The sequence below is a fragment of the Mesorhizobium sp. WSM4821 genome, assembly GCF_055901555.1.
In genome coordinates this window covers 6,231,913-6,256,817 of record NZ_CM148371.1, presented here as the reverse complement: position 1 = coordinate 6,256,817, position 24,905 = coordinate 6,231,913, and the positions used below count along the sequence as shown (strand labels likewise).

The window sequence follows — 24,905 nt, the reverse complement described above, 5'->3', positions numbered from 1 at the left end:
GATAGAAGACGCTGCCGGCGACCACCCTGGACATCCTATTGCGCCAGAAGCAGACATTTCTGGTCGCGGGGCAGGCTGCCCGGATGGGTCGCTACTTCGGCATTGGAAGGAGACTTCTGAAGTCCGACCCTCTCCGCCCCCAGATCGGTATTGATGTAACGACACCGGGTAGTCATACTTACGGGTGAAGTGAGGAGAAGCCAGCCGCAATGCGTCTGCTGCCAAATCTGCTTTCCCGTTTTGTAAAGAACGGGCGCCTGACTGTCATATTCGAGGATGGTTTCAGGCAAGCCTTCGGCAGTGGACAGGATGGGCCCGACGTGACGATCCGCCTAACCGACAAGGCGGTCGAACGCGAGATCTTCTTCAATCCGGAACTGAAGGCGGCCGAAGCCTACATGGATGGCCGCTTGGTGATCGAGAACGGTGGCAAAGCATTTGACCTCTTGTCACTTTTCTCCGTCAACCGCACCGGGTTGGCAGCCCACCCTGTTCAGAAGGCGTTGCGGAAAGTCTGGCGTGCGTTGCGCCGGCGCCAGCAGAACAACAAGCTCGGCCTCGCCGCCAAAAACGTTCAGCATCACTACGACATCCCGACGAAATTTTATGAACTATGGCTTGACGAGACAATGGCCTATTCGTGCGCCTATTACACGGCTCCGGACAACAGTCTGCAGCAAGCGCAGATGCACAAGCATCGCCACATTGCCGCGAAGCTCAAGCTGGAGCCGGGCATGCATGTGATGGAAATCGGCTCGGGCTGGGGCGCTCTCGCCATCTATCTCGCCAAGTATTGCGACGTGAAGGTCACGGCGATCAACGTTTCGACGGAGCAATTGGCGGCGTCTCGGCTTCGAGCGATCGAGGCCGGGGTCGCTCATCAGATCGATTTTCGCGAGGTCGACTATCGCGAGGTCAGCGGACAGTTCGACCGTGTTGTCTCGATCGGAATGATGGAGCACGTGGGCGTGGCTCATTTCGACAGCTATTTCACGGTCATCAGCAGATTGTTGAAGGAGGGCGGCTTCGCATTGGTTCATGCGATCGGTCGCATGTCACCGCCTGGTACGACGGCGCCGTTCATCCGCAAGTATATCTTCCCAGGTGGGTATGTGCCGGCTTTGTCAGAGGTGTTTGCCTCGTTGGAGCGCACGGGGATCTGGTGCGCCGACTGCGAAAATTTGCGGCTGCACTATTACTGGACGATCCACCATTGGCGCCTCGGTTATGAGGCCAGGCGCGAGGAGGCAGTCGCCATGATGGGCGAACGCTTCTGCCGTATGTGGGATTTCTATCTGGCGTCGGCCGAACTCGGCTTCCTAAACGGTTCAAACTTTGTCTTCCAGATACTGATCTCGAATAGCCGTGACGATGTCCCGGTCATCCGCGATTATATTGTCGAAGAAGAGCGACGCCTAATGAGTTCGATGCAGACGAGTGCGTAGTTTCGCTATCTACATCAGTGGGCCCGGTCCGCTGGTTAGCTCGCCCTGCAGGACTCGGATGACATCAGGTACAGGTAGTGTGCTGGGAGTTCTACAAATTCGCCGAGAGAGAGCGGTCATGGCTGGTGATTGTTCACGTCACCTGATTGCCGCTATTTCGCCCGTCAACTGCGCGGGCTCAATGGAAACTTCTCGACATCGTCATTCCATGGATCGAACACGACCGCACCTGACGGCCTGGTGTCCTTGACGTTCCGCGTCACCAGATAGAGATCGTGCTCGATCGCCGTCGACGCGAGCAGCGTGTCGATAACCGGCGGCGCATGGCCACTGGCGCGCTTGGCTGCCCCGGAAATCCGGCCCCAGCGCCGAACGACCTCGTCCTCAAGGGACAGCACGCGATGACCGAACCGCTCCGCCAGCGCATCGCGCGCCGCCATGTAGCGCGGTCGATCCGGATGATCGTCGGGCAGGTTGTGAATGCCCTTGTCGTATTCGGCCAGCGTTAGCACGCTGATATGGAAACTCGTCTCGTCCTGCCCCTCGGCCCAACGCTTCACCGACGGCGCACCCTGCGGATTGATCAGAGCGGCCACGACATTGGTGTCGAGCAGCCATCCCCTCACAGTTCCACGTCCCGGCCGCGATCCATCTCGCGTTCGAGGTTGAGCCCGTCGAGATGCAGGCTCTCCATGAACTGCAAAAAGGGCAGACGGGGTTTCTCCGGCACGAGACGATCGAACTCCTCGACGCTCATCACCACGACTGCGTCATGGCCGCGAACGCTCACACGCTGCGGCCCCTCTTCGCGGGCATGGCGCACCACCTCGCTGAATCGCGCCTTCGCGTCCTCGAGCTTCCACCGTCCTGTCGCCGGACGGGTTGCCGTCCGCGCCTTCTTCGGCACTTGTGTCTGCTTGCCCATCGTCTCACACCTAGTCAGCTAGTCAGACATATAGCACTCGCCCGGCGATGACGCCAGCATCGGCGACAAGACAGCGTGGCATCGGGCCCCTGCGCCAGCGCTCCAATCCGGCTCTCTCGTGATGGCTTTCCTGGTGCGGCGGCGCGTCTTCCACGATCAACCCGCGGGGGGTCCGCTAGCAAGCTGCGGCCGCTCGGCTCACGCCTTCGCGGTGATCGCGCCCGCCGCCGCACACTGACGGACCGAGGTGCTGGACCAGGACACCGACATCCAGCCGTGGATGATCGAGAACTCCGACGACCATTACGAGATTGATGCCTCGCGCGCTCGGCGGCTGCTCGGCTGGCGACCGCGTCACAGTCTCGGGGGAACGCTGCCAGAGATGATACGCCGGCTTAAGGCAGACCCGACCGACTGATACGAGAAGAACAAGCTGCATCCGGCCGCGGTGGCGGCATCTGGGCCGGAGCTCGCGCAGGCAAGGCGGCGGATAGCAGGACCGCTGGAGCGCAACGAGGCGGAGGTGGACGCAGGCCTGGAGCAACACCGGCAATGGACGCTCTGGGCACCATTGACGGGCGCCATGCTCGGCCTGTGGCTGTTTCGTCGCCGATAATCCTTGGACTGCTCGATCCGGTGAGCGTCCCGCCGCCGCCAGCACTCGGACGAGATCGACGAGGCCACCATTCGCAATATGCGCCTCGGGGTGAGCGAGATCGTGTCGGGGCTGCTGGTCGCCGTTTTCGCGCTGCTGGGCATGTATCGCCGCTGGAACTGGCTGCAGTGGGTTACTGCAGCGGTCGGCGTGTGGATCATGCTCGCGCCGCTGGTCTTCTGGACCAGCAGCGCTGCGGCTTACGGCATCGATACGCTGATCGGCATGCTGATTGTCGCCTTCGCGGTGATGATCCCACCGACGCCCGGCATCAGCCGGCGCGCGCTGGCCGCTGACGACGACAGGCCGATGGGCTGGAGCTATTCGCCGTCATCTTTCACGCAGCGCATACCAATCGTGGCGCTCGCTTTCGTCGGCCTGTTCGTCTCGCGCTATCTCGCGGCCTACCAGATGGGCCACATCGACGGGCTCTGGGATCCGTTTTTCGGACCGGGGGTCGCGCCGGTCGCAAACGGCAGCGAGGCGGTGGTCACGTCATGGGTGTCGAAGGGCTTCCCCATCGCCGATGCCGGCTTCGGCGCCTTCGCCTATGCTCTGGACATCCTGGCCGGTGCCATAGGCGACCGTCGGCGCTGGCGCACAATGCCGTGGATGGTGTTCCTGTTCGGGCTGCTGATCATCCCGCTCGGGGTGACCAGCGTCTTCTTCACTATCATCCAGCCGCCTCTGATCGGCGCGCTTTGCACGCTTTGCATCGTCCAGGTGGCGGTCACAGTGGTGCTTATTCCTTATTCGATCGACGAGGTGCTGGCGACTGTCCAGTATCTGTGGCGTGCCAGGAAGGCGGGCGAACCGTTCTGGCGCACTTTCTGGAAAGGCGGACCGGCGCTGTCGGAGAAGCAGACACCAGCCCCGGACCTCGACCGTCCGGCGGCCAGCCTGCTGCGCGACTTCCTCATCGGCGGCGTCAATTACCCGTGGACGCTCGCGGCAAGCGTGGCGCTCGGCATCCTGCTCTTGGCGACGCCGCTCATATTCGGCAACGAGCCGCCGCTCTATTTCAGCGACCATATCGCCGGTTGCCTGGTAATCATGGTGGCGGTCACGGCGATGGCCGAGGTGGCGCGGCCCGTACGTTTCCTCAATGTACCATTTGGTCTCGCCGTCACGGCATCACCGTTCGTATTCGAGGGCGGCACACTGATTGGGACGGCGGCAGCAGTAATCATTGGCGTGGCGCTGATGGGCCTAAGCTTGCCCCGGGGAACCCGCAGCGAAGAGCACTATGGCGGCTGGGATCGCGCAATCGTCTGACCTGAAATGGCTGAGGGGGGACGAACCAGTTGCGCGAGGCTGGAGAATACGAGATGGGGCTGGAAAGTCGGTGCGAACTAACCGTCCGGTGCATCCGTGGTCGACCGACGGTATTTCGCGACCACGGCCGGTTTACGTGACGGCAGGGAAAAGCAGATCGACAGTCGTGCCCGCTTCCGGTTCGCTGGAGATCGCTATCGTGCCACCGACCATTTCCATGAATGCGCGCACCTGCGGAAGCCCGAACCCCGTCCCGCGATCACCTTTGGTGGTAAAGAATGGATCAAAAACCTTGCGGATGATGTCGGCGGGCATCCCACAGCCTTCGTCTCTGACTCTGACTTGAACGTGGCTTGATCGGAGGTTGATGCCAGGTGTGTCGGCGCCAGAAACCTGACTGGTGCTGATGTCGATCCTGCCTCCGTTTGGCATCGCGTCCCTGGCATTGGTGACAAGATTTAGAACGGCCGCGTCGAAGAAGGCGGGATCCAGCAGGCAGTTCGGCAGGTCAGGTGTTAGCTCCACGATAAGACGAACGTCCGGGCCGGCGCCGTATCTGAGAAAAGGTTCGAACGTGTGCAAATACTCGTTCACGTTGCCGACATGGGGGTCCAGGCTCTGATGCCTGGCGAACGCAAGAAGCTGAGAGGTCAGCGCAATCCCTCCGTCGATCGCGATCTTCGTCTCCGCGAGGTACGCGCGCAGTTTGGCGGGATCGTCCCAGTTGTTTTCAGCCAGCCTGAGGCCGGACCCGATTGCCGTCAGCAGGTTTCGGAAATCATGAGCTATGCCTCCGGTGAGTTCGCCAAGCGCTGCCAGCCTTCGGGTCGCTGCTGCCCGCTGCTCCGCAGCAGTGACGGAAGGTAGGGGAGCATGGAGCTGGACGGACGTTTCCTGGGTCACCTTGTAGCCAATTTGTGGGTCGGGAAAATCGGACGCCGTTGCCGCCTTAGACACGACGGCCAGAGCCAATCCGCCCACATTTCCTGGTCGTTTTATCATAGCAAGAGGCGGAATGTCGTATTCCAACCTGTGCCAATCAAACGGCAATGGCCGGGAAGCTGATGATCATGCGATGGTCCTCGACCTTCTGCACACCCGGGATGTTCTCGCACAGGACCCGGAGGGCGCCGCGTTCCGCATCGGACTCTACCGTGCCCCAGAAGGACACCGCGCCGTTCTTGACCGTAAAATTGGGCGTGCTGGCGCTCGGCCACGCCTCGTCGCGCAGAGCCAACTGAATCTGCTGACGGATAGTTTCGTCGTCTGCCTCGCAGGCGCTTCGTGGAAGGTTCGCGGTTGCAGCCAAGGCGCGAACTATGTTGGCGCGACTGACTATCCCCACGACCTTTCCACCGCGTGTCACAGGCACCCGCCTCACGCTTCGCTGCGCCAACAGGTCGGCGATGTCCGCGATCGGCGTGGATTCTTCGACGGTTACGACGTTCTTGGTCATAACGTCGACGACGCGGGTTGAATGCTCGCGGCTGTACTCGGCGGCAAGCACCGCCTTGTTCTTGAATATCCTGGACCACCATGACACCGGGCGCGCGGTCGTGCCGATTTCGGCGCGATGGAGGAGATCTCCTTCGGTCACGATGCCCACCAGAACACCCTTGTCCAGGACGGGCACTCCGCTTACGCCTTGGGTGACGAGGAGTTCGGCGACAGCCCGAATAGTGGTGTCGGGTGCCACGGTAATGACGTCGGCGGTCATCACATCTTTGGCCATCAGCATTTTGATTGCTCCTTCGATCCCCACGCCTGGGCTCCGACCCGCGGCGTTGGATGACATGGTGCGATAATACGAAATTACTCGCTGCAGTTCTCTCGCATGGAAAGCCCACGACTCAAGTGCATCCGACGGTGAGGCCAGCCGTCCGGACAGTCGAGCCTTGCTGAAGAACCAAGGCTCCGGAAGGCCGCCTGCTTGGGAACCTATAACAAGAGCCGTCACGAAAGGCCTGGCGGCGACCGTGTCCTCATCCATCAGCCGTTCGAGAGAGGCCCTGACAAGAGTCTCGTCGGCGTCTGCGACGGTTCCAACTGACCGGAGCAATTGCCTGTAAGTGGTGGGTATTCCTTGGCACGCGTGCCTGATTAGTTCCTGCTGCAGGCGAATGCTCATGAGCCGTTCCTCCCGCTTGCCCATCGGTTTGCCGAACCCCATCGGGCTTTGCGCAATCGAAATCGGGAGCTCGGACTTGGAAGACGTGTGGAGCAGCATGCAAGCGCCCTTTCCAGCGGCAAGTGCCACTGAGCCTGAGTTCTGGGACTGCGACCGATACCCGAGTGTTTACCGAAAGGGTCCTAGGGTCCAACGAAAGTTATTGCCGCTTGAATGCAGATTCGTTGCTCGATCTCGCGATCGAGCCTGAGCCGATCGTCATCAACGAATGAGCGACACCCGCGTCAGCAAAAGCTCACTGCCGAAGCTGGACCAAATCGGGGCTGTCGTTTGAAATGGAATGCAGTCCAGCCAGGGCGGGTCCCACTACCGTTTCGTCCGAATTGGCGGAGTGCACCGCGTAGACCGGATAGGAGAACTGCGGCATTTCGGGCACGAGGTGAAGCCTGCCTTCCGCTATAAGAGGCTGCACTGCGCTCATCCTGAAATAGCCGGAGCCGCCGACCGAAAGAAGGTAGCTGAGCGCAAGTGGACCGAGATCGAAAGACAGATCCGGTGCGACATCCGGGAAATTCATGTCGTGGTGAAGCACAAAGTCGGGTCCCCAATCCATATACACATAGTCAGCGCCGCCTAGAAGGCGCGCTTCGGGATCGGTGGTCACGAGCACGAGCTTTTCTTCCGTGAGCAGGTCAATTTTCAGACCCGGGCGATGCTGCGGCGCGTACATGATTGCGACGTCGACCATCCCCGATGCAACTTGATTGATCAGATCCTGCGGCACATCGACGTGCACCCGAAGCGCGATGTCCGGCAGTGACCGCCGCATCCATCGTACCCAGTCGAGAAGGAGCGGTTGCCAAAGACTGACCTCGCTGCCGACTGTCAGAACGGCGCGACGGCCCGGAGGAACGGCAACCTGGTGAAGTGTACGCTGCCATAGCTGAACGAACATCGGAGCGTGACGCAGGAATTGCTCGCCTGCCGGAGTGAGCGAAGCTCCGCCCTTATGCCGAGTGAAAAGCGCGCGTCCAAGCTGTTGTTCGAGGCTGCGGATTCGTGCGCTCACGGTTGTCTGGGCGATATTCAGCCGCTCCGAAGCCCGGATGAAGCTGCCGGTCGAAACGATCTCGATGAAAGTTCGCGCGAGTTCGATGTCCATCCAACATAGCATAAAACTTGCATTCAAATGTCAATCAGCTTCGTTTGTCAGATAGGTAGCATGCGCGGTACGCTTCGGTGACCTGGAGCCGCGGCCGGTGCCTGAACATGCCGCGCGGCGGTGTCCGAGCGGCGCCGCAGTAGAGTGCTCCGCATTGATAGGGAGACGTGGATGCTGACGAGTTCTAAGAGCGCCACGCGAGTTGGCGCCAAGGAGGCAATAGACAGCCGCCCGGAAGAACTGGATTTGACGCACCGACTATCAGAAGAACGCACACGAAGGTTTACCGGCGCGTCAGCAGGATCTCCCTGAGCACGACGGCGTCGTTGTGGCTCTCGTCATGGGCCGCGTAGACAAGAGTGAGAGGACCTTTTCGCCCCAGGTCGCGCAATCGGTCGAACTCTTCGCGATGCTCGCCGATCTCCTCCGAGTAGCGTCGGCGGAATTCTTCCCAGCGGGCGGGATCGTGTGCGAACCATTTTCGCAGCTCTGTGCTCGGCGCGAGTTCTTTTGCCCAATGATCGATCGCAGCGTCGGTCTTCTTGATGCCCCTGGGCCAAAGCCGATCAACAAGCACTCGCGTGCCGTCGTCAGATGCCGGGCTCTCATACGCCCGTTTTATTTTCACTCGTTCCTCGGAGATCCTTTCGGCCATCGAATCCGCTCCGGCGCTGCATTGACCTCAATGACATAGGGCGCGCTGCCATGACTGCGACACCTCATCATCTTTGGAACCAAACTGACGGAACGGCATCCGTTCATCAATGGACGTGGTTCCTTCGAGGAGAAGAGAAATGAAGTTCTTTGTCGATACAGCCGACCTTCTGGAGATCCGAGAGCTTGCTGCTGCAGGCATCCTCGACGGGGTGACGACCAACCCGTCCCATATCGCAAAGACCGGCCGCCCGATCCGTGACGTCATTGGAGAGATTGCCAGGCAGTCGAAGGGCCAGTGTCTGCCGAAGTCACGGCAACCAACTCGGACGACATGATTGCCGAAGGAGAGCGGCTGGCCGATATTGCCGGCAACGTGGCTGTCAAGGTGCCGTCCACATGGGATGGGTTCAGAGCCTGCCGAACGCTCAGTCAGCGTGGTCGCAACGTCAATGTTACGCTGTGCTTCTCGGCCACCAGGCGCTGCTCGCGGCCAAGGCCGGCGCAGCCTACATCTCTCCCTTCGTCGGGAGGCTCGACGATCTCGGTCTGGACGGCATCGAAGTGATCCGCGAAATCCGGGCAATCTATGACCACGACAAATCGATAAAGACCGAAATCCTCGCGTCCTCGTTACGCACACCTCTCCACGTCAAGCTGGCAGCGATGGCAGGCGCCGATGTTGCAACGGTGCCGCCGGCAGTGCTGAGAAATCCTGCCAGGCACCCACTCACGGAAAGAGGCTCGAAGCTTTTCTCGCCGATTGGAAGAAGACAGGGCAGACGATCCTATAACGCGCGCGTAGTTTGGGGTTAGCATAAAAGTTGCACGTAATTGCCGATTAAATTCGTTTGCGTGATGTCCGAAACGGTCGGACACTCGCTTAGACGCAGCCCCACCTGGCTTGAAAGACAAAGCCGGTACGCGGCAGACAAAGCCGAAGGTGCCGGCAGAGAGAATCCGAAGCTCGCGCTCCCAGGCGCAAAGGCCGGTTCTCGACCAGATCACCAAGGGAGAAGGAACAATGGCTGAAAGCCAGAACCGACCGGATCTCGTTAAAGGCATCGCGCTTCTTGACCTCCCCGATGGCGGCAAGCTCGTCGGTGATTGCGGCGATGAGCAGGTGCTTCTGGTGCGCCGGGGGGCCGAGGTGTTCGCCGTCAGCCCGACATGCACACACTACGGCGGGCCGCTGGCCGATGGCCTGGTGGTCGACGACACCGTCCGTTGTCCATGGCATCACGCTTGCTTCGATTTGCGCTCCGGAGAAGCCTTACGCGCTCCCGCCTTCAGGCCGCTCGCGTGCTGGTCCGTGGAACAGCGGGATGGCAAGATTTTCGTAGGCGAGAAACGCAAACGGGTGACACCGGAGGCGCGTGATGAAGATCCCACCCGGGCGCCTGATAAAATCGTTATCGTCGGCGGCGGCGCGGCCGGTTTTGCCGCGGCCGAGAAATTGCGCCGAGAACGATATCAAGGCAGCATCGTCATGCTCAGCGACGACAAAGCGCCACCCGTCGATCGGCCCAATCTTTCCAAGGACTACCTCGCCGGCAAGGCACCGCAGGACTGGCTTCCGCTGCGCGGAGAAAGCTTCTACTCAAAGAACGAGATCGATCTGCGTCTCGTGACGAATGCAGCCGGCATCGACACTGGTTCCGGCGAGATCGTGCTCGCGGACGGGAGCAGGATTCCCTACGACAGGCTGCTGCTCGCGACCGGAGCCGAGCCGGTTCGCCTGACCATTCCCGGCGCCGACCAGCCGCATGTTCATACGCTGCGTACACTCGCGGATTGCAGCGCGATCATCGCCAGCGCCAAGACCGCGCGCCGCGCGGTGGTGCTGGGCGCCAGCTTCATCGGCCTCGAGGTTGCGGCCGCACTTCGCGCCCGTGACATCGAAGTTCACGTCGTTGCGCCGGGCAAGCGGCCGATGGAACGGATACTTGGCCCGCAGATGGGCGACTTCATCCGCACCCTGCACGAGGAAAACGGCGTCGTCTTTCATATGGAAAACAAGGCGAACAGCATCGACGGCGAAACGGTGAAATTCGATGGCGGCGGCACATTGACCGCGGATTTCGTCGTCGCCGGCATTGGTGTTCGTCCGCGGACGGCGCTCGCCGAAACGGCTGGGCTGATTCTTGACCGCGGCGTGACCGTGAATGCCTTTCTCGAAACGAGCGTGCCGGGGATCTTCGCGGCTGGGGACATCGCACGGTGGCCCGATCCGCACACCGGCGAGAACATCCGTGTCGAGCATTGGGTGGTTGCGGAAAGACAGGGGCAGACCGCGGCGCTCAACATGCTTGGCCGGCGTGAGAAGTATGCCGACGTGCCATTCTTCTGGAGCCAGCATTACGATGTCTCGATCAACTATGTCGGCCACGCCGAGCAATGGGACGCGGTCGAGATCGAGGGCGACATCGCGGCCAGAGATTGCCTTCTCCGGTTCAAGCTCAATGGGCGAACACTGGCAGTCGCATCAATCTTCCGGGATATCGAAAGCCTGGAGGCCGAGGTGGCCATGGAACACCAAAGGGCGGCGTAGGGAGGTGCTCTCGCCCAGCCAGCTCGCATCGAAAGCGGAATCACGAATGTCGCGGTGACGGAAAGGAATAGCCTCATGGCCACAATGCAGCAGAAATCAAACACCACCGGCGGTGTGCGCCCGGCCACGTCGCCTCAGCGCTATTCGGCGGTCGTCGAGTTCATCGATAAGGTCGTCGACAGAGAATCGACCCCGACCTCCGTTGAGATCTACGCGGTCGGTAACAACTGGTATTGCAATGTTCGCTGCGGCGACAAAAGGACCCGCCCCATGGGCCCCTATAGCAAACAGCAGGCGGAGCGAATGCAGGATATCCGCAGGAAGCTGATCGCAAAGAGGGGTACTGCTCGTCTGATGTTTGAGTAGAACGGAAGAGCCCGACAGAGCCACGCCCGCCGAGTAAATCCATTCCGGCGGGCTAGATGACCAGCGACCTTGGTGGGATCGCCTCCACATATTTGGGGGAGGATGTGCTGGGAACCTTTTCTAGCAGCCGCCATCCAATTCAGGCGTCGATGGGACCGTGAGGAGGCAGTGATGCAGGCAACTGAAGCAAAGACCCCTGCAATCGACGTGCGCAACGACGATATGGATCTCGTATCCCGCGCCATCGCGAAAGACGGCGGCGCATTCCGGACGATCATGCAAAAGAACAACCAGCGGCTTTATCGTATCGCCAGGGGCATAGTCCGCGACGACTTCGAGGCCGAGGACGTGGTGCAGGAAGCCTATGTGCGGGCGTTCTCGCATCTGGGCGCGTTTCGTGGCGCATCCAGCCTCTCGACATGGCTTTCACGCATCACCATCAATGAAGCTCTCGGCAGGTTGCGCAGGAAACGACGCATGCGAGAAGCCAGCTTCGTGCCTGGTGGCAACACCGAAGCCGAGATCATCCGGTTCCCCGGCAGTCCCGAAGTGGAGAATCCGGAACGGACGATGGCGCAACGCCAAATCCTGCGGCTCGTCGAGCAGGCGACCGACGACCTCCCCGAGGGCTTCCGCAGCGTCTTCGTTGCCCGGGTGATCGAAGGGATGAGCGTCGAGGAGACGGCGGAACTGCTCGGGCTGCGGCCGCAGACAGTGAAGACGCGCCTTCATCGGGCGCGTGCCCTGGTGCGCAAGGAACTCCACGCAAAGATCGGGCCGATCCTGCTGGATGCCTTCCCGTTCGCCGGACGGCGCTGCGACCGGCTGACCTCGGCCGTGATGAAGCGGCTCGGATTCGTCTCGTCGTTCTCCTCGGAACCCTTTCGCGCGAGCAGCATCCAATAGGCGTCGACTGAAGACGCACCCGCGTCTTTCGTCGCGTAAAAGGAGATTGAGATGTTTGGAAGATCACTCGCGGCGTTGGCCACGCTTTGCCTTATCGGGGCTGCGCCCTCAGCCCACGCCCAGAACAAGCCTACCGACCCACAGATTGCTCACATAGCCTATACGGCAGGGGTTATCGACATCGAAGCGGCGAAGCTCGCCGTCGAGAAGTCGAAGACGAAGGACGTCGTCGATTTTGCCAACGGCATGATCCGCGACCATGAGGCGGTCAACGTGCAGGCGCTGGACCTGGTCAAGAAGCTCAACGTCACGCCCGAGGACAACGCTACCAGTAAGGCTCTGACCGACGCGGCAGCCAAGAAGCGGGGTGAACTCGCGGACCTTGACGGCGCAGCCTTCGACAAGGCCTATGTCGAAAACGAGGTCGCCTACCACGCCCAGGTGAACGAGGCGCTTGAGAAGTTGCTGATCCCCTCCGCTCAGAACGCGGAGCTGAAGGACTTGCTGGAGACCGGGCTAAAGCTGTTCCAAGGGCATCAGGCACATGCTGAGCATGTCGCGGCCGGATTGAAGTAGGATTGCGTCCATGTTCATCGCGCGCTCCGCATCATGGCTTGCCATTGCGTTGGTTCTGCCCCTGGGCGTTGCCCAGGGGCGGGCCGAGACAATTCAGGTGGTCATCGACAGGCTGGTATTCGCGCCAGCGACCATCACCGCCAAAGTCGGCGACACGATCGAATGGATCAACAAGGATCCCATCGTCCACGCGGCTACGGTAAAGGATGCATGGGAGGTAATGATCCCAGCCAAGAAGACAGTGATCCAGCGCCACGACAAGCCCGAGGCGGTAGACTTCTACTGCCGTTTCCATCCCAATATGACGGGCAGTCTGAAAGTCGAGGATTAGCGCCGGAACATCGCCTCGATATCGCGGAGTATCTGCGCGAATGTGGCTATCGCGTTGTCGAGGCAGAAACCGCGGCCGAAAGCCATTGACGTGCTGGAGTCGAACTTGCCTATCGATCTGGTATTCTCCGACATCCAGATGCCAGGCGAACTGGACGGCTTCGGTCTGGCGCGCTGGATTCGCCAGCCTGGCGTCAAGGTCCTTCTGACCTCCGGTTGCGCAAAGGCGGCGGAGAAGGCTGGTGAATTGTGTGATGAGGGAACGATCCCCTAGCCTTACGATCATCAACTTGTGGACGAGCGCATTCGCGCCATCTTGGCCCCATACGGCACCGCCGGACAGCCGCTGGTTAGCCAGGTCTAGTTTCGCGTGCCCCTTGCACATTGCGGAATCCCGCTCGTGCGTCTGTTTCGTGGAGCAGACACAAAGTCCGTTTGCCGCTCAAACCGCCGGGCGCATGTTATTGCGCGATGTCGCCGCCGAATCTACGATGAGGGCGTTGCCGGCCTTGGCGAGGGCAGGGCGCTACGCTAATTTGCCACTGACCCCGATCGGCTTTTCTGCTGTTTGCCTGCCATTCCAGCATAAGCTAGTTAGGATCGAAGCGTAGTCGAATATCGCACGCTGGCGCGCAATATCTCGCCCTGGCGTAGAAAAAGCGGTGGCTCCCGGGATCGACGAAACTGCGAACTACGAGCTGCCGATCCCCCTCGAAACTACGCCACAGCCCACTATCAAGATTCGGAAGCGTGATCGTGATCGCGCCGAGCGGATCCGGCTTGCCGGTGGTCCTAAGCTGACGGAGCGCGCCGTCTCGCTCGCTCTTGAGAAGGGCGAAGTCCGGGCAAAAGAGCTGACCGACATCGGTGTTCCTCGTTGCTACCTCGCCCGCATGTGCGAGGAAGGGTTGCTCGTGAAGGTGGGTTACGGCCGCTATCGTGCGGCCGTTCCCAGAGCGGCTTATGGCATGATACGAACGGCTCTTGAGGGCGCAAGATGCTGATGAGAGCCGGAGTAGGACTAGGTACGCTGGCGCAGAAGAGGCGGGACTTGTGCTCTGGAACGGGCAAGAGCGCCATTTCGCGACATTCATGGCGCTTCTCAAGAGCTGCCCTTCGCGAAACGGCTCGATTCGACCCAAAGCGCGAGCTCGCTTGCTCCGGGTCAATTCACGGTCATGACCCAACGGTGACCTTCATTGTCCGCGTTGCGAATGGCAGCAATGCGCCTCATGTCAGTCGTTAATGTTAGCTGTGCCGCTGGCTTAAAGCGGACACTACCTTGCCCAGGAAGCGACAGCGAGCGCTTGTACCGCCTAGGCCGGCAGGCGAGCAGTAATTCGGACTACTGCAAATCAACTTTGGACTCATCATTATATATAGTCCGGTTCGGCTAAGATATCTCGGGTCACAAACGAAGGAGATCGCCATGAAAACCGCGCTTATCACTGGAACCTCGTCGGGATACGGCCTTGAGACTGCCAAGCTTTTTCACGCCAAGGGCTGGAACGTCGTCGCCGCCATGCGTGCGCCGCGTGAGGACGTCCTGCCCAAATCCGACCGCATCCAGATCATCCCGCTTGACGTCACCAATGCGGACAGTATCAAGGCAGCGGTCGAAGCGGCAGGCTCGATCGACGTGCTGGTCAACAATGCCGGCATCGGCATGTTCGGCGCCTTCGAGGCAACGTCGATGGACACTACCCGTCAAGTCTTTGAGACCAACACGTTCGGTGTCATGGCCATGACCCAAGCCGTGATTCCCCAGTTCCGCGCCCGCCGTTCGGGAACCCTCATCAACGTTACCTCAAGCGCTGTGCTGGTCCCGATGCCGCTGGTCGCCATCTATACCGCTAGCAAGACAGCCATCGACGGCTTCACCGCGTCTCTGGCCAACGAGCTCAATCATTTTGGCATCCGCGTGAAGATGGTCCAGCCGGGCTATGGTCCGACGACTGCCTTCTCCCGCGATGCGGGTTCCTATGTCGAACGCTTCATCCCCGAGGCCTATGCCGGCTATGCAAGCGAGATCTTCGCAGAGATGACCCGGCCGATGGCACACACCGTGCCTGAAGACGTTGCGGAGGTTGTCTGGCAGGTCGCGCACGACGATTCCACCAGAATCAGCTTTCCGGCGGGGCCCGATGCGGTGGCAATGAGCCAAGCGCACCACGCGGCCGCTGCCTAGTCCACCCCACATCTGCCGCACCGGTGACCTTGTCGTCAGGTGCGGCAGAGGCTTTGCACGCGATGTCCACCTGATCATTGTCGCCGTGTAGCCGTAGCCTGCTTGGGCTCTCGACCTAACGCAGAAGCTGCTCTTCCTTGTCGCTCACCAAAGAGCGAATTCCGCGGAACACCAAGGTGATGGCGCTGCGACTGTCTTGCGCAGCCAAAGCCCATCGATCAGGGCGGCGATGATAAGGCTGGCCTCATGCAGGCGTGCCGAATCGAACATACCCCGAACACCGAAGCCAGGGTTGGAGCGCAGCCGACGGTAAAACAACCGCTGGAGCCGGGCATATTTGCGGGTTTATGCCTGCCTCAGCGCAGACTGACAGCCAGGCCTTGGCGATGGGCGTGTGAAGGCCGAGGTGGGAAAATTGCCTGCGACGATTGCTTCCAATCGCGTCCAGGCTGTCCGCGCCGCGCTGCCAGGTTAAGGCAACCGCCAAACGCGTGGGATAACGTGCGACGGGATAGCCACTTACGCGACTGGCATTTGGGACGCTGTCCGAATCCCGCATTCAGGCCGAACATATGGTGTTGCGCTTCGTCAGGGACATCGATGTTCTGTTGGTCACGGCCGGCGGCGAAAAATCTGCAATGCTCACCATTCACGACTATAAATTGACGAATGCGTTTTGTTTCCTATGGTCCGGTTCATGGTCGACCCTCTCTCCGAAGTCATCGAACTGCTCCGGCCTCGGGCGGTGTTCACCAAAGGCATCAGCTGCGCTGGCCGCTGGGGTCTCCGCTACGGCGATTTTGGCCATCCGAGCTTCGCCGTCCTGATCGAGGGTGCGTGCCGATTGGCGGTCGATGGGCAACCGCCGCTCTCGCTGGAGGCAGGAGACTTCATCCTGTTGCCGAAGACCCCGGGCTTCACCATGACGGGCTTCGACCCCGTCATACCCGAAGCGATCGATCCGCACGCCGCGGCCTTGACGACCGAAGGCGAGGTTCGTCATGGCGACCAGCATGGTCCGCCCAGCGTTAGGCTCCTGGGCGGCTATTTCATTTTTGAGAGCGAGGATTCTGAACTTCTTGTTTCTTTGCTGCCAGATCAGGTCCACGTCCGTGGCGTCGAACGCCTGTCGATCTTGGTGAAGTTGCTAATCGAGGAGGCCGCCCTACGCCAATCAGGGCGTGAACTGGTGCTGACCCGGCTGATCGAGATCCTGCTGGTCGAATCCTTGCGGCTGACGCAAACGCCGGATGCACCCGCCGGATTGCTGCGTGGCCTGGGGGATGTACGGCTGGTGGAAGCCATCCGGCAGATGCATGCCCATCCGGCTCGTCCCTGGACGATGGCGGAACTGGCAAAGGAAGCTGCGCTTTCCCGCTCGGCATTTTTCGACCGTTTCAGCCGCAATGTCGGCGTGCCGCCGATGGAATATCTTCTGGCCTGGCGCATGGCTCTGGCCAAAGACATGCTGCGCCGGCAGGAGATCGATATCGCCGAGGTCGCCGAGCGTGTCGGCTACGGCTCGGCCAGCACCTTCAGCACGGCCTTCAGCCGCCATGTCGGCCAACCGCCCGGCCGTTACTCCAAGACGACAGCACATTAGAACCCGATTCCGAAACGCGGGAACCGGGTTCCAGAGCAGATCATGCTCCGAAAAAGAGTTAGTGCCCCATCCCGCTTCTATCGGTGGGCTCTAGAGGAATTGTCACGCCATTCCGTGTTTTGAGGCAACATCACTTCTATGGAGCCCATAGCCGCTGTCCTTCCTTCTTGGACCGCGCAATCACTCGACTCTCGGGTCGCCTCGGAAGAAGTGCACCGATCAGCGGCTAGCGGTCGCTATGCGAACCGGCGATTTCAGCAGACTGGGTGGTCGGTCGGCCAGCGAGCACTCCATTGCCGATCTGATCCAGCTCAGGCAGCAGGAAGATGCCGTCGCGCACGGTACCGGCGGCGCCACGAGCGACAGTGTCGGCTTCACTTCCGGCGACCTCAATAGGCGGCAACGTCAAACCGTGCAGCAAGTTGGCCCCAAGAACCGCTTCAACCTTCTTTTGAACCTTTGGAAACAAGACAGCCAGCGGGCCGCCGAGGACAATCCGCGCCGGGTTCAGTATGTGGATCAGATTGAGCAGTCCAACAGAGATGACCGCCGCCCATGTGTCGAGCGTGGTCTCCAGGGCTCTGCCGGGATTGGGCATAGCCGCCAAATTGGCCAGCCCTTCTGCGATCGATTGCTCATCGGGCAGAAGCGACAAGAAGGGGCCGTAGCCTCCAAGCAGGCCCAGGGTTTGCAATTTGGCGTCTTCGGGTTTGGCGGACAGGACCATATGACCTATTTCGCCAGCAAACCCGCTCACACCCTCAGCAACACGCCCGTTGCGAATGATCGCCGCGCCAACGCCTTCTGACAGCAAGACGACCAGCAGGTCCTCCGTGTCATGCGTGTCCAGAGCGCCGATGGCGGCGGAAAGCGCGACGGCGTCGTTGCACACCCGGATCGGCCAGGGTGCTCCAAGCGAGGTTGCGACCAGCCGTCCGATATCGACATCCTCCCATTCCAGCAGTTTTGCCGACACCACGACCCCGTTGCGATCCACGATGCCGGGGACGGAGATTCCCACGCCTCGTACACGCTTCGTATCGACACCTGCCCCCACGACGAGGCGGCGAGCCAGGTCCGCAATCGTTTGAGCAACAGAGCCGGAATCGCGAAAATTCTTGCTGTTGGGGACGACTATCTTGTTGAGCAAAGTCCCGCTGAAATCGACAAGCGCGCCGGTCAGCCACGTGCTCGACACGTCTATCCCGATGAAGAAGGCTCCTTTCGGGTTCAGCGCGACCCGTATTCCCGGCCTGCCAACCTTGGCGGCCTCCTGCGGTTCGGTCAGTTCAATTGCAAGATCTGCGTGGAGCAGCACTGCAATAACATTGCCAGCGGTTGCGCGGGTTAAGCCGAGTTCGCGGGCAATGTCGGCGCGCGAAAGAGGGGAAGCCCTTCGCAACAACCGCAGACACCTCGTCTCATTGACGTGTCGGATGAGATTGGTGGTTTTCAAGTTGCTCTTCTTTTTCGATCGTCTGTTCGGTTGCAATCGTCCTGTTAGCGTCAGGCAGCCGGTCGCGTCCAGCGTGATTGGATGCTCCCCACTTCAGAGCCGTGACAACTCGCATCGAAAATGCCCATTGACGACCACTGAAGCCTATTAGTATAGGTTCAATGCAAATACAAGATAAGACCTCGACAGCGATCAGTTTTAACGACCGCTGACCAAACCATCTCACTGATGGGTGACCTGCGCACTCACCAGGCGAAAACCCCAATCCAAAAAAGGACATCTGCCATGCTGAAGGGTATTGATCCCGTGTTGTCACCCGATCTTCTCCATGCGTTGCGGTCCATGGGGCATGGCCATGAGATCGCGATCGTGGATGCCAACTATCCCTGTGACGATGACGCCCACATCATTCGCCTGGATGGCGTCCTGGGCACTCGGATCCTCGAAGCTATCCTTTCGGTGATGCCTCTTGAAAGTGGCGATTCATATGCGGCGTGCCGCATGATTGTCGATGGAAATCCTGAAACAGAGCTGCCGATTTTCGGCGAATTCCTGGAGATCGTCTCGAAACATGCCAGTCGGTCGTTCGCGTTGGCGCCTATTACGCCGGCCGAGTTCAAGGCGCGCGCCAAGAAAGGCTTTGCAATCGTCCTGAGCGGCGACGGGCGGCTCTATGGAAACATCCTGTTGAAGAAGGGCGTTGTCGCCCCTGCGAACTAACCTGCTCGGGGGGCATTCACTGGGGGCTTGCGTCTTTCTTGTTTCAATAATATGTATTGAATGTAAACAAATTCGGCGTTGGCTTTCTGGGAGGACATTTATCCGCAGCCTGCGCACCAAACCTGGGAGGATGGATAAAATGAACACAAGGACCGTAGTGACAGCCCTGGCAGTTGTCGGCTCTCTGCTGATGTTCGCCCCGTCATGGGCAGCGGACAAGCATCTGACAATCATGCTGTCGAGCCCCGATCTCGCGTTCCCGTTCTCGGTCCACATCATGAAAGAGATGCAGGATGAAGCTGCAAAACTCGGCAACATCGATGTGGTGGTGAGTGACGGTCAGCGCAACTCCAGCAAACAGAGCGCCGACATCGAGGCTGCAATCACAAAGGGCGTCGACGGCATCGTTATCAGCCCGAATGACTCCGCAGCACTGGCGCCGGCAATCCAGGAGGCGATCGATGCGAAGATTCCGGTTGTGACCGTCGATCGCTCTGTCGACAGCGTCAAGGGAATTCTCGCCCATGTCGGTGCGGACAATGTGAAAGGGGGCGAGGTTCAGGGCCAACTCATCATCAAGCTGTTTCCGAACGGAGCCAATGTGATGAACCTTCAGGGACAGCCGGGCACCAGCGCAGCGATCGACCGCAACAAAGGTCTACACAACGCGCTTGATCCACTGGCGACCAAATACAAGTTCGTCTTCGAGGATACTGCCGGATTTGATCGTGCCAAAGGCCTTTCCGTTACTGAGTCTGCCTTGGCGTCGATGGGAACGCCGCCGGACGCGATTGCCGCGGCAAACGATGACATGGCGCTCGGGGCCTTGGAGGCGCTGAAGGGCCGCGAGTTGACTGGCAAGGTGAAACTGATCGGATTTGACGCCCTGCCTGAATCCCTCGGCAAGGTTCGCGATGGAAGCATGACCGGGACCATTGAGCAGATGCCGGGCAAGCAGGGCAGGCAGGCGGTTGATATTCTCGTGGCCTTTGCCCGCGAGGGAAAAGTTCCGGAAAACAAGATCACCCTCCTGACCCCGATTGCTGTGACGAAGGAAAACCTGGATGCAGGCGAGCGCCTGGGTGAACTCAAGTAGCCACCCGGCGGTCTGCGCGCGAACGCAAATTCCTCCCGATTCCGATCGCGGGCATGGGTGAGGCTGCCAGCAGCGGCCTCACCCCGACAGGCTCACAGCCTCACGCGCTTTCCGAGCCACTGCTTTTCATTTGGATATTCCTATGTCTCAGGCTCTCTTGCAGATGAACGGCATCACCAAGTCTTTTGGCGGCATTTCCGCACTCAAGTCGGTGGGTTTGCGCGTGGACACGGGTGAAGTCCACGCACTGCTGGGGGAGAACGGTGCCGGCAAGTCAACCCTGCTCAAGATCCTGTCGGGCGCTCAACTGCCAGACGCTGGCGAGGTTACCTTTCTCGGCGTGAAGGAGGCGTTCAATTCTCCCCAGGATGCACAGCGCTGTGGCATCGCGACGATCTATCAAGAATTGACGCTCGTTCCTGGAATGTCGATCGCCGAGAACATCTTCCTGGGTCGTGAACCGGGCTGGGCGAACCTCGTGAACTGGCGAAGGTTGGTGAACCAAGCGCAAGGGTTAATGGCGAGGGTCGGGCTGGACAAAGATCCGCTCACACCCGCCCGGGACTTGTCGGTGGCCGAACAGCAACTGGTCGAGATCGCCCGCGCCCTTTCGATGAGATCGAAACTTATCATCATGGACGAACCGACCGCAGCCCTTTCAAATGCTGAAGTGGACCGGCTCTTTGATATCGTGAGGGGGTTCAAGGCCGATGGTCTCAGTGTCATCTTCGTCACGCACCGCCTGGAAGAGGTGATGCGCGTGTGCGACCGCTTCACCATACTTCGGGATGGCAGGTTCGTTTGCGATGGGAACGTTGCCGACACATCTATCGATGCAATTATTCACCACATGGTCGGCCGCGAGATCACGGCAACGCAACGGCGTCCGGCGCCCGCAGCGACCGATGCGGTCGTTCTCCGTGTCGAGCATCTTTCGCGGCGCCGGGGTGCTGAAGGGCTCAATGCGATGGCCCTTAGTGACATTAGCCTCGAGGTTCGACGCGGAGAAATTCTTGGGATTGCCGGCCTGGTTGGCTCCGGCCGGACGGAGACCGCGAGAGCTATCTTTGGCGCTGACTCCTTCGATTCCGGGAAGGTCTTCATCGATGGGGTTTTGTTGCATGCGACGTCGCCCCAAGATGCAATTCGCCAAGGCATCGGATTGGTTCCGGAAGACAGAAAGCAGCAAGCTTTGTTCCTGTCGTTGTCGATACGCGCAAACCTGACAGTGGCTGCGCACGACAGAGTTTCCCGGCTGGGTGTCTTCATCGATTCAAACGCCGAGGACACATTAATCGCCAAGTACAAGAAACTGCTTCGCATCCGAATGGTGGGGTCAGAGCAAATCGTATCCGACCTCTCCGGCGGCAACCAACAGAAGGTTGTTCTGGCGCGCTGGCTCGCCTTGGGTCCCAAGGTCCTTATCGTCGACGAGCCGACCCGCGGAATTGATGTCGGGGCCAAGGCGGAAGTCCACAACCTGTTGTTTCAAATGGCAAGCACTGGGATCGCGATCATCGTGATCTCCTCGGAACTGCCTGAGGTGCTGGCCATAAGCGACCGGATCATCACGATGCGCGAGGGTCGTGTAACGGGCGAAGTGCGGGCGGACGCTGCCGGTCCTGAAATGCTCATGGCGCTGATGACCGTAGCTGCGGTGGCGGCATGAGGCAGGATGAATCAGGGGAGAAAAACATGGCACAAGTGACAGCAGATGAGGCGGTCGGAAGGCGGCTCCGGTTCCGACCAATCAACGTTGCGGCACGTTTCGCTCCGGTGTTGTTCCTGATGGTTCTCATGATCGGCTTCTCGATCCTTGAGCCGCGCTTTCTCACGCCGCTGAACCTTTTCAATGTGCTCCGCCAGGTTTCAATCTATGGATTGCTAGCGATCGGAATGACGTTCGTTATCCTCACAGCCGGGATCGACCTTTCAATAGGCTCAATTCTTGCCATGGCCGGGCTGGTTGCCGCGGTGGTGGCAAAAGGTGGCCTCGACAACCGATTCAGCGTCGGCGATGGCTCAGCCTCATTCGGATTGGGCTGGGAGTTTGCCGCACTCGCAGCCGTCGGTGTCGGCGTCGCAGCAGGATTTGTCCAAGGGTTGGCCATCACAAGGTTTAAGGTGCCGCCCTTTGTCGTGACGCTCGGGGGCATGTCAGCCTTTCGCGGCGCTGCGTTGCTTTTTTCCGGGGGTGGACCGGTCAGCGGATTCGACGATGCATTCGTCTGGTGGGGGCAAGGCAAGGTTGGACCTATTCCGGTTCCAGTTCTGATCTTTGTCCTGTTCGCCATCATTGCCCACATCACGCTGAGCTACACCCGCTATGGCCGACAGATCTACGCCGTTGGCGGAAACCCCGAGGCCGCACGTCTCGCTGGCCTCAATGTCCGGAAGATAATCCTGAGCGTCTACGTCATCACCGGCTTCTTTTCCGGACTGGGGGCTTTCGTCCTCGCCGCACGGCTTAACTCGGCTGAAGCCGTGGCGGGTACGGGCTTCGAATTGACCGTTATCGCCTCGGTGGTCATCGGTGGAACCAGTCTCTTTGGCGGCACCGGCACGATATTTGGCACGGTCATCGGTACTGTTCTGATCGGTGTGCTGCTAAACGGCCTCGTCCTTCTCGACGTCTCCGCCTACGTCCAGCAAATCATCATCGGCGTTATCATCGTTCTCGCGGTCGCGTTCGACACCTTCGTAAAATCTCGGCGCAGAGCCTTGTGAGAAAGCCGGCGCGAAACGCGCAAGCGTTGGCCGTTGATCCTGGCTTTGTCACCATTTCACAAAGCACCTGAAACTGCCAAGCGGCCAAGCCGGGCGCCTATTGGAGTCACTTAAGATGACGAAGAGTTCTTTGCCCAATTTCGGTCTAGACGGGAAGGTCGTGATGGTGACTGGCGCCGGGCGCGGCATTGGTCGGGCTTGTGCGTTAGCATGTGCTGAGGCAGGAGCCGATGTCGTGGCGGTTGTTCGCGACAACAATGCCGGCATGAATCTGGTTTCCGCCGTCGAAGCGCTGGGACGCCGCGCGCTGCTCGTCAGACTGGACATAGCTCAGACCCACCACATCGAGCACGCGGTGCGCGATGTGGTGGCCCGTTTTGGACAGATCGATGTGTTGGTCAACAATATCGGAATATCGCGTCGAAGCCCCGCTGAGTCAGTCAGTGAAGAAGACTTCGATCTGGTTCTCAGCACGAACCTGAAGGGCACGTTCTTCCTGACGCAGGCTGTGGCAAAGACGATGATTGAGCGAAAGGCCGGTCGAATCCTGAACATAAGTTCGCAGGCGGGCACAGTCACACTGCGAGGGGAGTCGATCTACTGCATGTCGAAGGCGGCGATCAATCACCTCACCAGGTGCCTGGCGGCAGAATGGGGTCCATTGGGAATTGCAGTGAACAGCATTTCGCCCACCTTTATTTGGACGGACTCGACCCGTCCGTATCTGAGCGATCCCGAATCCTATCAACAAACGCTCGCGCATATCCCGCTGGGTCGAATTGGTGAAACGGATGATGTTGCTGGCGCGGTGGTGTACTTGGCCTCGCCAGCGGGCGCGCTGGTCAATGGGGCGAATCTTATAATCGATGGCGGTTGGTCAATCGCGTAAGATCGATGGTCGCTGAATGTGATGGTTGCCGCGATCATAATTGCTACTCTCAAGAGCAGCGACGAGAACGGTGTTCCAGGTTTCGGCCGAACTGAAAGCAGCAATGGCGCGTAGATTAGAGCTCGCAGTTTACCAGGCATATTCGTGTTTGTTGTGCTTGATGTCTCACGCCCCGGCTGATGGCAGCCGGGGCGTGAGCTTGGCAGTTGAGATCAGTTGGCGACCTTGCCGCAGGTGGTGAGAGCGTCTTGCGGCGTGCAGACTTCGGTGCCGGTTTTGATGAACGGTTCGACCGTGCCGTCCTTGCTCAGTTTATCCAGCGCCATGATGGTTTCGAAGCCCATGTCATAGGGGCGCTGGCCGATATTGTAGTGGCTGAGGCCGGCGGCGAGCAGCGGCAGCTGCGGACCGAAATTGTCGCCGAACACGACCACCAGATCCTTGCTGTCGAGACGCGCCTTCAGCGGCGTCATCGCCTGCTTGTAGGCTTCCGGCGCGTATTGCGCCCAACCGCCGACCGCAACGAAGGCGCTGAGATCGGGGTTGTTGGTCATGACGTCGCGCACCTGCTGGGCGGCAAGCGTGATGTCGTCATTGTTGTAGACCGGACAACCCGCCGGCTCGGTCCAGCCGTTCTGGCCGGTCAGCGTCTCGACTCCCTTGTCCTTGGTGACACCGGCCAGCGTATCGCGGATGCCTTGCACACGGGCCTTGAGGTTTTCCGAAGCCGGCGCGCCGGACTGGATGCAGACGGTGCCATTCTTCTTGTGGGCGAGCACCTTCTGCGCCAGCGCCACGCCGAACTCGTAATTGTCGGTGCCGATATAGGTCGAGCGCAGGCCGGCGTCTTCCGGCAGCACGTCGGTGTCATAGGTGACGACCGGAATGCCCTTTTCCTTGGCCATCTTCATGATGCGGGCCATGGCTTTCGGATTGCCGGCCGAAATGCCGAGGCCGGCGACGCCACGCGTGACCATGTCTTGCGCCAGCTGCACTTGCTTGGCCTCATCATATTCCGTAGGCCCGACATAGGTGCATTTGACGTCGCCGAGCTTCTTGGCGGCGGCTTCGCAGCCGGCCTGGATCGGCGGGCTGAAGGCATTGTTTAGGACCTTGAAGACGAGCGCGAATTCGCGCTCCTCGGCATTGGCCTGGACCGCCGTCATGCCGATTGCGAGACAGGCGAGAGAAAGCGTGGTTCTAAGCGTTTTCGACAGCGACATTGTTTCCTCCATTGGGTTCGCCGTGACGTG

At 60.0% G+C, this 24,905-nt stretch carries 24 protein-coding genes and 2 pseudogenes; 17 read left to right on the top strand and 9 right to left on the bottom strand.

Annotated elements, in window-relative coordinates; genetic code table 11:
* Nucleotides 1-209 precede the first annotated feature (209 nt).
* A complete protein-coding gene (locus AC0NID_RS30580) occupies nt 210-1,445 on the top strand; it encodes a class I SAM-dependent methyltransferase (RefSeq protein WP_473456406.1) in 1,236 nt (411 codons plus the stop codon).
* Nucleotides 1,446-1,609: 164 nt separating this feature from the next.
* Here AC0NID_RS30580 and AC0NID_RS30575 read toward each other — a convergent pair whose 3' ends face one another.
* Together AC0NID_RS30575 and AC0NID_RS30570 are read right to left on the bottom strand one after the other, a co-directional pair.
* On the bottom strand, nt 1,610-2,071 hold the full coding sequence (locus AC0NID_RS30575; RefSeq protein ID WP_473456405.1) for a PIN domain-containing protein: 462 nt from the start codon (nt 2,069-2,071) through the stop codon (nt 1,610-1,612).
* Nucleotides 2,068-2,370, bottom strand: a complete 303-nt coding sequence (locus AC0NID_RS30570; RefSeq protein WP_473456404.1) for a type II toxin-antitoxin system Phd/YefM family antitoxin — start codon at nt 2,368-2,370, stop codon at nt 2,068-2,070. Before AC0NID_RS30570 ends, AC0NID_RS30575 begins: the two co-directional genes overlap by 4 nt.
* 238 nt (nt 2,371-2,608) lie before the next feature.
* On the opposite strand from AC0NID_RS30570, the pseudogene AC0NID_RS30565 reads away from it, so the two are divergent.
* A pseudogene (locus AC0NID_RS30565) lies at nt 2,609-4,300 on the top strand (vitamin K epoxide reductase family protein); the annotation flags it as partial.
* 132 nt (nt 4,301-4,432) lie between these two features.
* Here AC0NID_RS30565 and AC0NID_RS30560 read toward each other — a convergent pair.
* From AC0NID_RS30560 to AC0NID_RS30545, 4 genes are all read right to left on the bottom strand, one after another.
* The gene (locus tag AC0NID_RS30560; protein WP_473456403.1) at nt 4,433-5,272 is read right to left on the bottom strand and encodes a two-component system sensor histidine kinase NtrB; all 840 of its coding nucleotides are present in this window, start codon (nt 5,270-5,272) and stop codon (nt 4,433-4,435) included.
* A gap of 67 nt (nt 5,273-5,339) precedes the next feature.
* Nucleotides 5,340-6,038 (bottom strand): CBS domain-containing protein, encoded by a 699-nt coding sequence (locus AC0NID_RS30555; RefSeq protein WP_473456402.1) that lies wholly within the window; start codon nt 6,036-6,038, stop codon nt 5,340-5,342.
* A gap of 685 nt (nt 6,039-6,723) precedes the next feature.
* Nucleotides 6,724-7,590, bottom strand: a complete 867-nt coding sequence (locus AC0NID_RS30550) for a LysR family transcriptional regulator (RefSeq protein WP_473456401.1) — start codon at nt 7,588-7,590, stop codon at nt 6,724-6,726.
* 283 nt (nt 7,591-7,873) lie between these two features.
* Nucleotides 7,874-8,245: a DUF488 domain-containing protein gene (locus AC0NID_RS30545; protein ID WP_473456400.1), complete on the bottom strand. Its 372-nt coding sequence runs from the start codon at nt 8,243-8,245 to the stop codon at nt 7,874-7,876.
* 139 nt (nt 8,246-8,384) lie between these two features.
* Between AC0NID_RS30545 and fsa the strand changes: the two are divergent.
* The 9 genes and pseudogenes from fsa to AC0NID_RS30500 all read left to right on the top strand — a co-directional run bounded on the left by fsa (nt 8,385) and on the right by AC0NID_RS30500 (nt 15,161).
* Nucleotides 8,385-9,038: pseudogene (fsa, locus tag AC0NID_RS30540) on the top strand (fructose-6-phosphate aldolase).
* A gap of 230 nt (nt 9,039-9,268) precedes the next feature.
* Nucleotides 9,269-10,795: an FAD-dependent oxidoreductase gene (locus AC0NID_RS30535; protein WP_473456399.1), complete on the top strand. Its 1,527-nt coding sequence runs from the start codon at nt 9,269-9,271 to the stop codon at nt 10,793-10,795.
* 75 nt (nt 10,796-10,870) lie between these two features.
* Nucleotides 10,871-11,161, top strand: coding sequence for a hypothetical protein (locus AC0NID_RS30530; protein WP_473456398.1), 291 nt, complete (start codon nt 10,871-10,873; stop codon nt 11,159-11,161).
* A gap of 171 nt (nt 11,162-11,332) precedes the next feature.
* On the top strand, nt 11,333-12,067 hold the full coding sequence (locus tag AC0NID_RS30525) for an RNA polymerase sigma factor (protein WP_473456397.1): 735 nt from the start codon (nt 11,333-11,335) through the stop codon (nt 12,065-12,067).
* A 51-nt stretch (nt 12,068-12,118) separates the two neighbouring features.
* Nucleotides 12,119-12,643, top strand: coding sequence for a DUF4142 domain-containing protein (locus AC0NID_RS30520; protein ID WP_473456396.1), 525 nt, complete (start codon nt 12,119-12,121; stop codon nt 12,641-12,643).
* 10 nt (nt 12,644-12,653) lie between these two features.
* Nucleotides 12,654-12,974, top strand: coding sequence for a cupredoxin domain-containing protein (locus AC0NID_RS30515; RefSeq protein WP_473456395.1), 321 nt, complete (start codon nt 12,654-12,656; stop codon nt 12,972-12,974).
* A gap of 42 nt (nt 12,975-13,016) precedes the next feature.
* Nucleotides 13,017-13,247, top strand: a complete 231-nt coding sequence (locus tag AC0NID_RS30510) for a hypothetical protein (RefSeq protein WP_473456394.1) — start codon at nt 13,017-13,019, stop codon at nt 13,245-13,247.
* 388 nt (nt 13,248-13,635) lie between these two features.
* Nucleotides 13,636-13,977 (top strand): type IV toxin-antitoxin system AbiEi family antitoxin domain-containing protein, encoded by a 342-nt coding sequence (locus AC0NID_RS30505; RefSeq protein WP_473456393.1) that lies wholly within the window; start codon nt 13,636-13,638, stop codon nt 13,975-13,977.
* 425 nt (nt 13,978-14,402) lie between these two features.
* A complete protein-coding gene (locus AC0NID_RS30500; RefSeq protein WP_473456392.1) occupies nt 14,403-15,161 on the top strand; it encodes an SDR family oxidoreductase in 759 nt (252 codons plus the stop codon).
* 144 nt (nt 15,162-15,305) lie between these two features.
* Here the strand turns inward: AC0NID_RS30500 and AC0NID_RS30495 are convergent, their stop codons facing one another.
* Entirely contained in the window at nt 15,306-15,479 is a 174-nt protein-coding gene (locus AC0NID_RS30495) for a hypothetical protein (RefSeq protein WP_474033369.1), read from the bottom strand.
* 379 nt (nt 15,480-15,858) lie between these two features.
* Between AC0NID_RS30495 and AC0NID_RS30490 the strand changes: the two genes are divergently transcribed.
* Nucleotides 15,859-16,764, top strand: a complete 906-nt coding sequence (locus AC0NID_RS30490; protein ID WP_473456391.1) for an AraC family transcriptional regulator — start codon at nt 15,859-15,861, stop codon at nt 16,762-16,764.
* A 226-nt stretch (nt 16,765-16,990) separates the two neighbouring features.
* Here AC0NID_RS30490 and AC0NID_RS30485 read toward each other — a convergent pair whose 3' ends face one another.
* The gene (locus tag AC0NID_RS30485; RefSeq protein WP_473456390.1) at nt 16,991-18,220 is read right to left on the bottom strand and encodes an ROK family protein; all 1,230 of its coding nucleotides are present in this window, start codon (nt 18,218-18,220) and stop codon (nt 16,991-16,993) included.
* Nucleotides 18,221-18,505: 285 nt separating this feature from the next.
* On the opposite strand from AC0NID_RS30485, the gene AC0NID_RS30480 reads away from it, so the two are divergent.
* From AC0NID_RS30480 to AC0NID_RS30460, 5 genes are all read left to right on the top strand, one after another.
* Entirely contained in the window at nt 18,506-18,940 is a 435-nt protein-coding gene (locus AC0NID_RS30480; protein ID WP_473456389.1) for an RbsD/FucU family protein, read from the top strand.
* A 139-nt stretch (nt 18,941-19,079) separates the two neighbouring features.
* The gene (locus tag AC0NID_RS30475; protein ID WP_473456388.1) at nt 19,080-20,036 is read left to right on the top strand and encodes a substrate-binding domain-containing protein; all 957 of its coding nucleotides are present in this window, start codon (nt 19,080-19,082) and stop codon (nt 20,034-20,036) included.
* A gap of 163 nt (nt 20,037-20,199) precedes the next feature.
* Nucleotides 20,200-21,705 carry a sugar ABC transporter ATP-binding protein gene (locus tag AC0NID_RS30470; RefSeq protein ID WP_473456387.1) on the top strand — a complete coding sequence of 502 codons (1,506 nt, stop codon included), beginning with the start codon at nt 20,200-20,202 and terminating at the stop codon, nt 21,703-21,705.
* A gap of 26 nt (nt 21,706-21,731) precedes the next feature.
* Nucleotides 21,732-22,763, top strand: a complete 1,032-nt coding sequence (locus AC0NID_RS30465; RefSeq protein WP_473456386.1) for an ABC transporter permease — start codon at nt 21,732-21,734, stop codon at nt 22,761-22,763.
* Between the two features lie 115 nt (nt 22,764-22,878).
* Entirely contained in the window at nt 22,879-23,652 is a 774-nt protein-coding gene (locus tag AC0NID_RS30460) for an SDR family NAD(P)-dependent oxidoreductase (RefSeq protein ID WP_473456385.1), read from the top strand.
* A 212-nt stretch (nt 23,653-23,864) separates the two neighbouring features.
* Here the strand turns inward: AC0NID_RS30460 and AC0NID_RS30455 are convergent, their stop codons facing one another.
* Complete coding sequence (locus AC0NID_RS30455) at nt 23,865-24,875, bottom strand: sugar-binding protein (protein ID WP_473456384.1); 1,011 nt, start codon at nt 24,873-24,875, stop codon at nt 23,865-23,867.
* Nucleotides 24,876-24,905 lie beyond the last annotated feature (30 nt).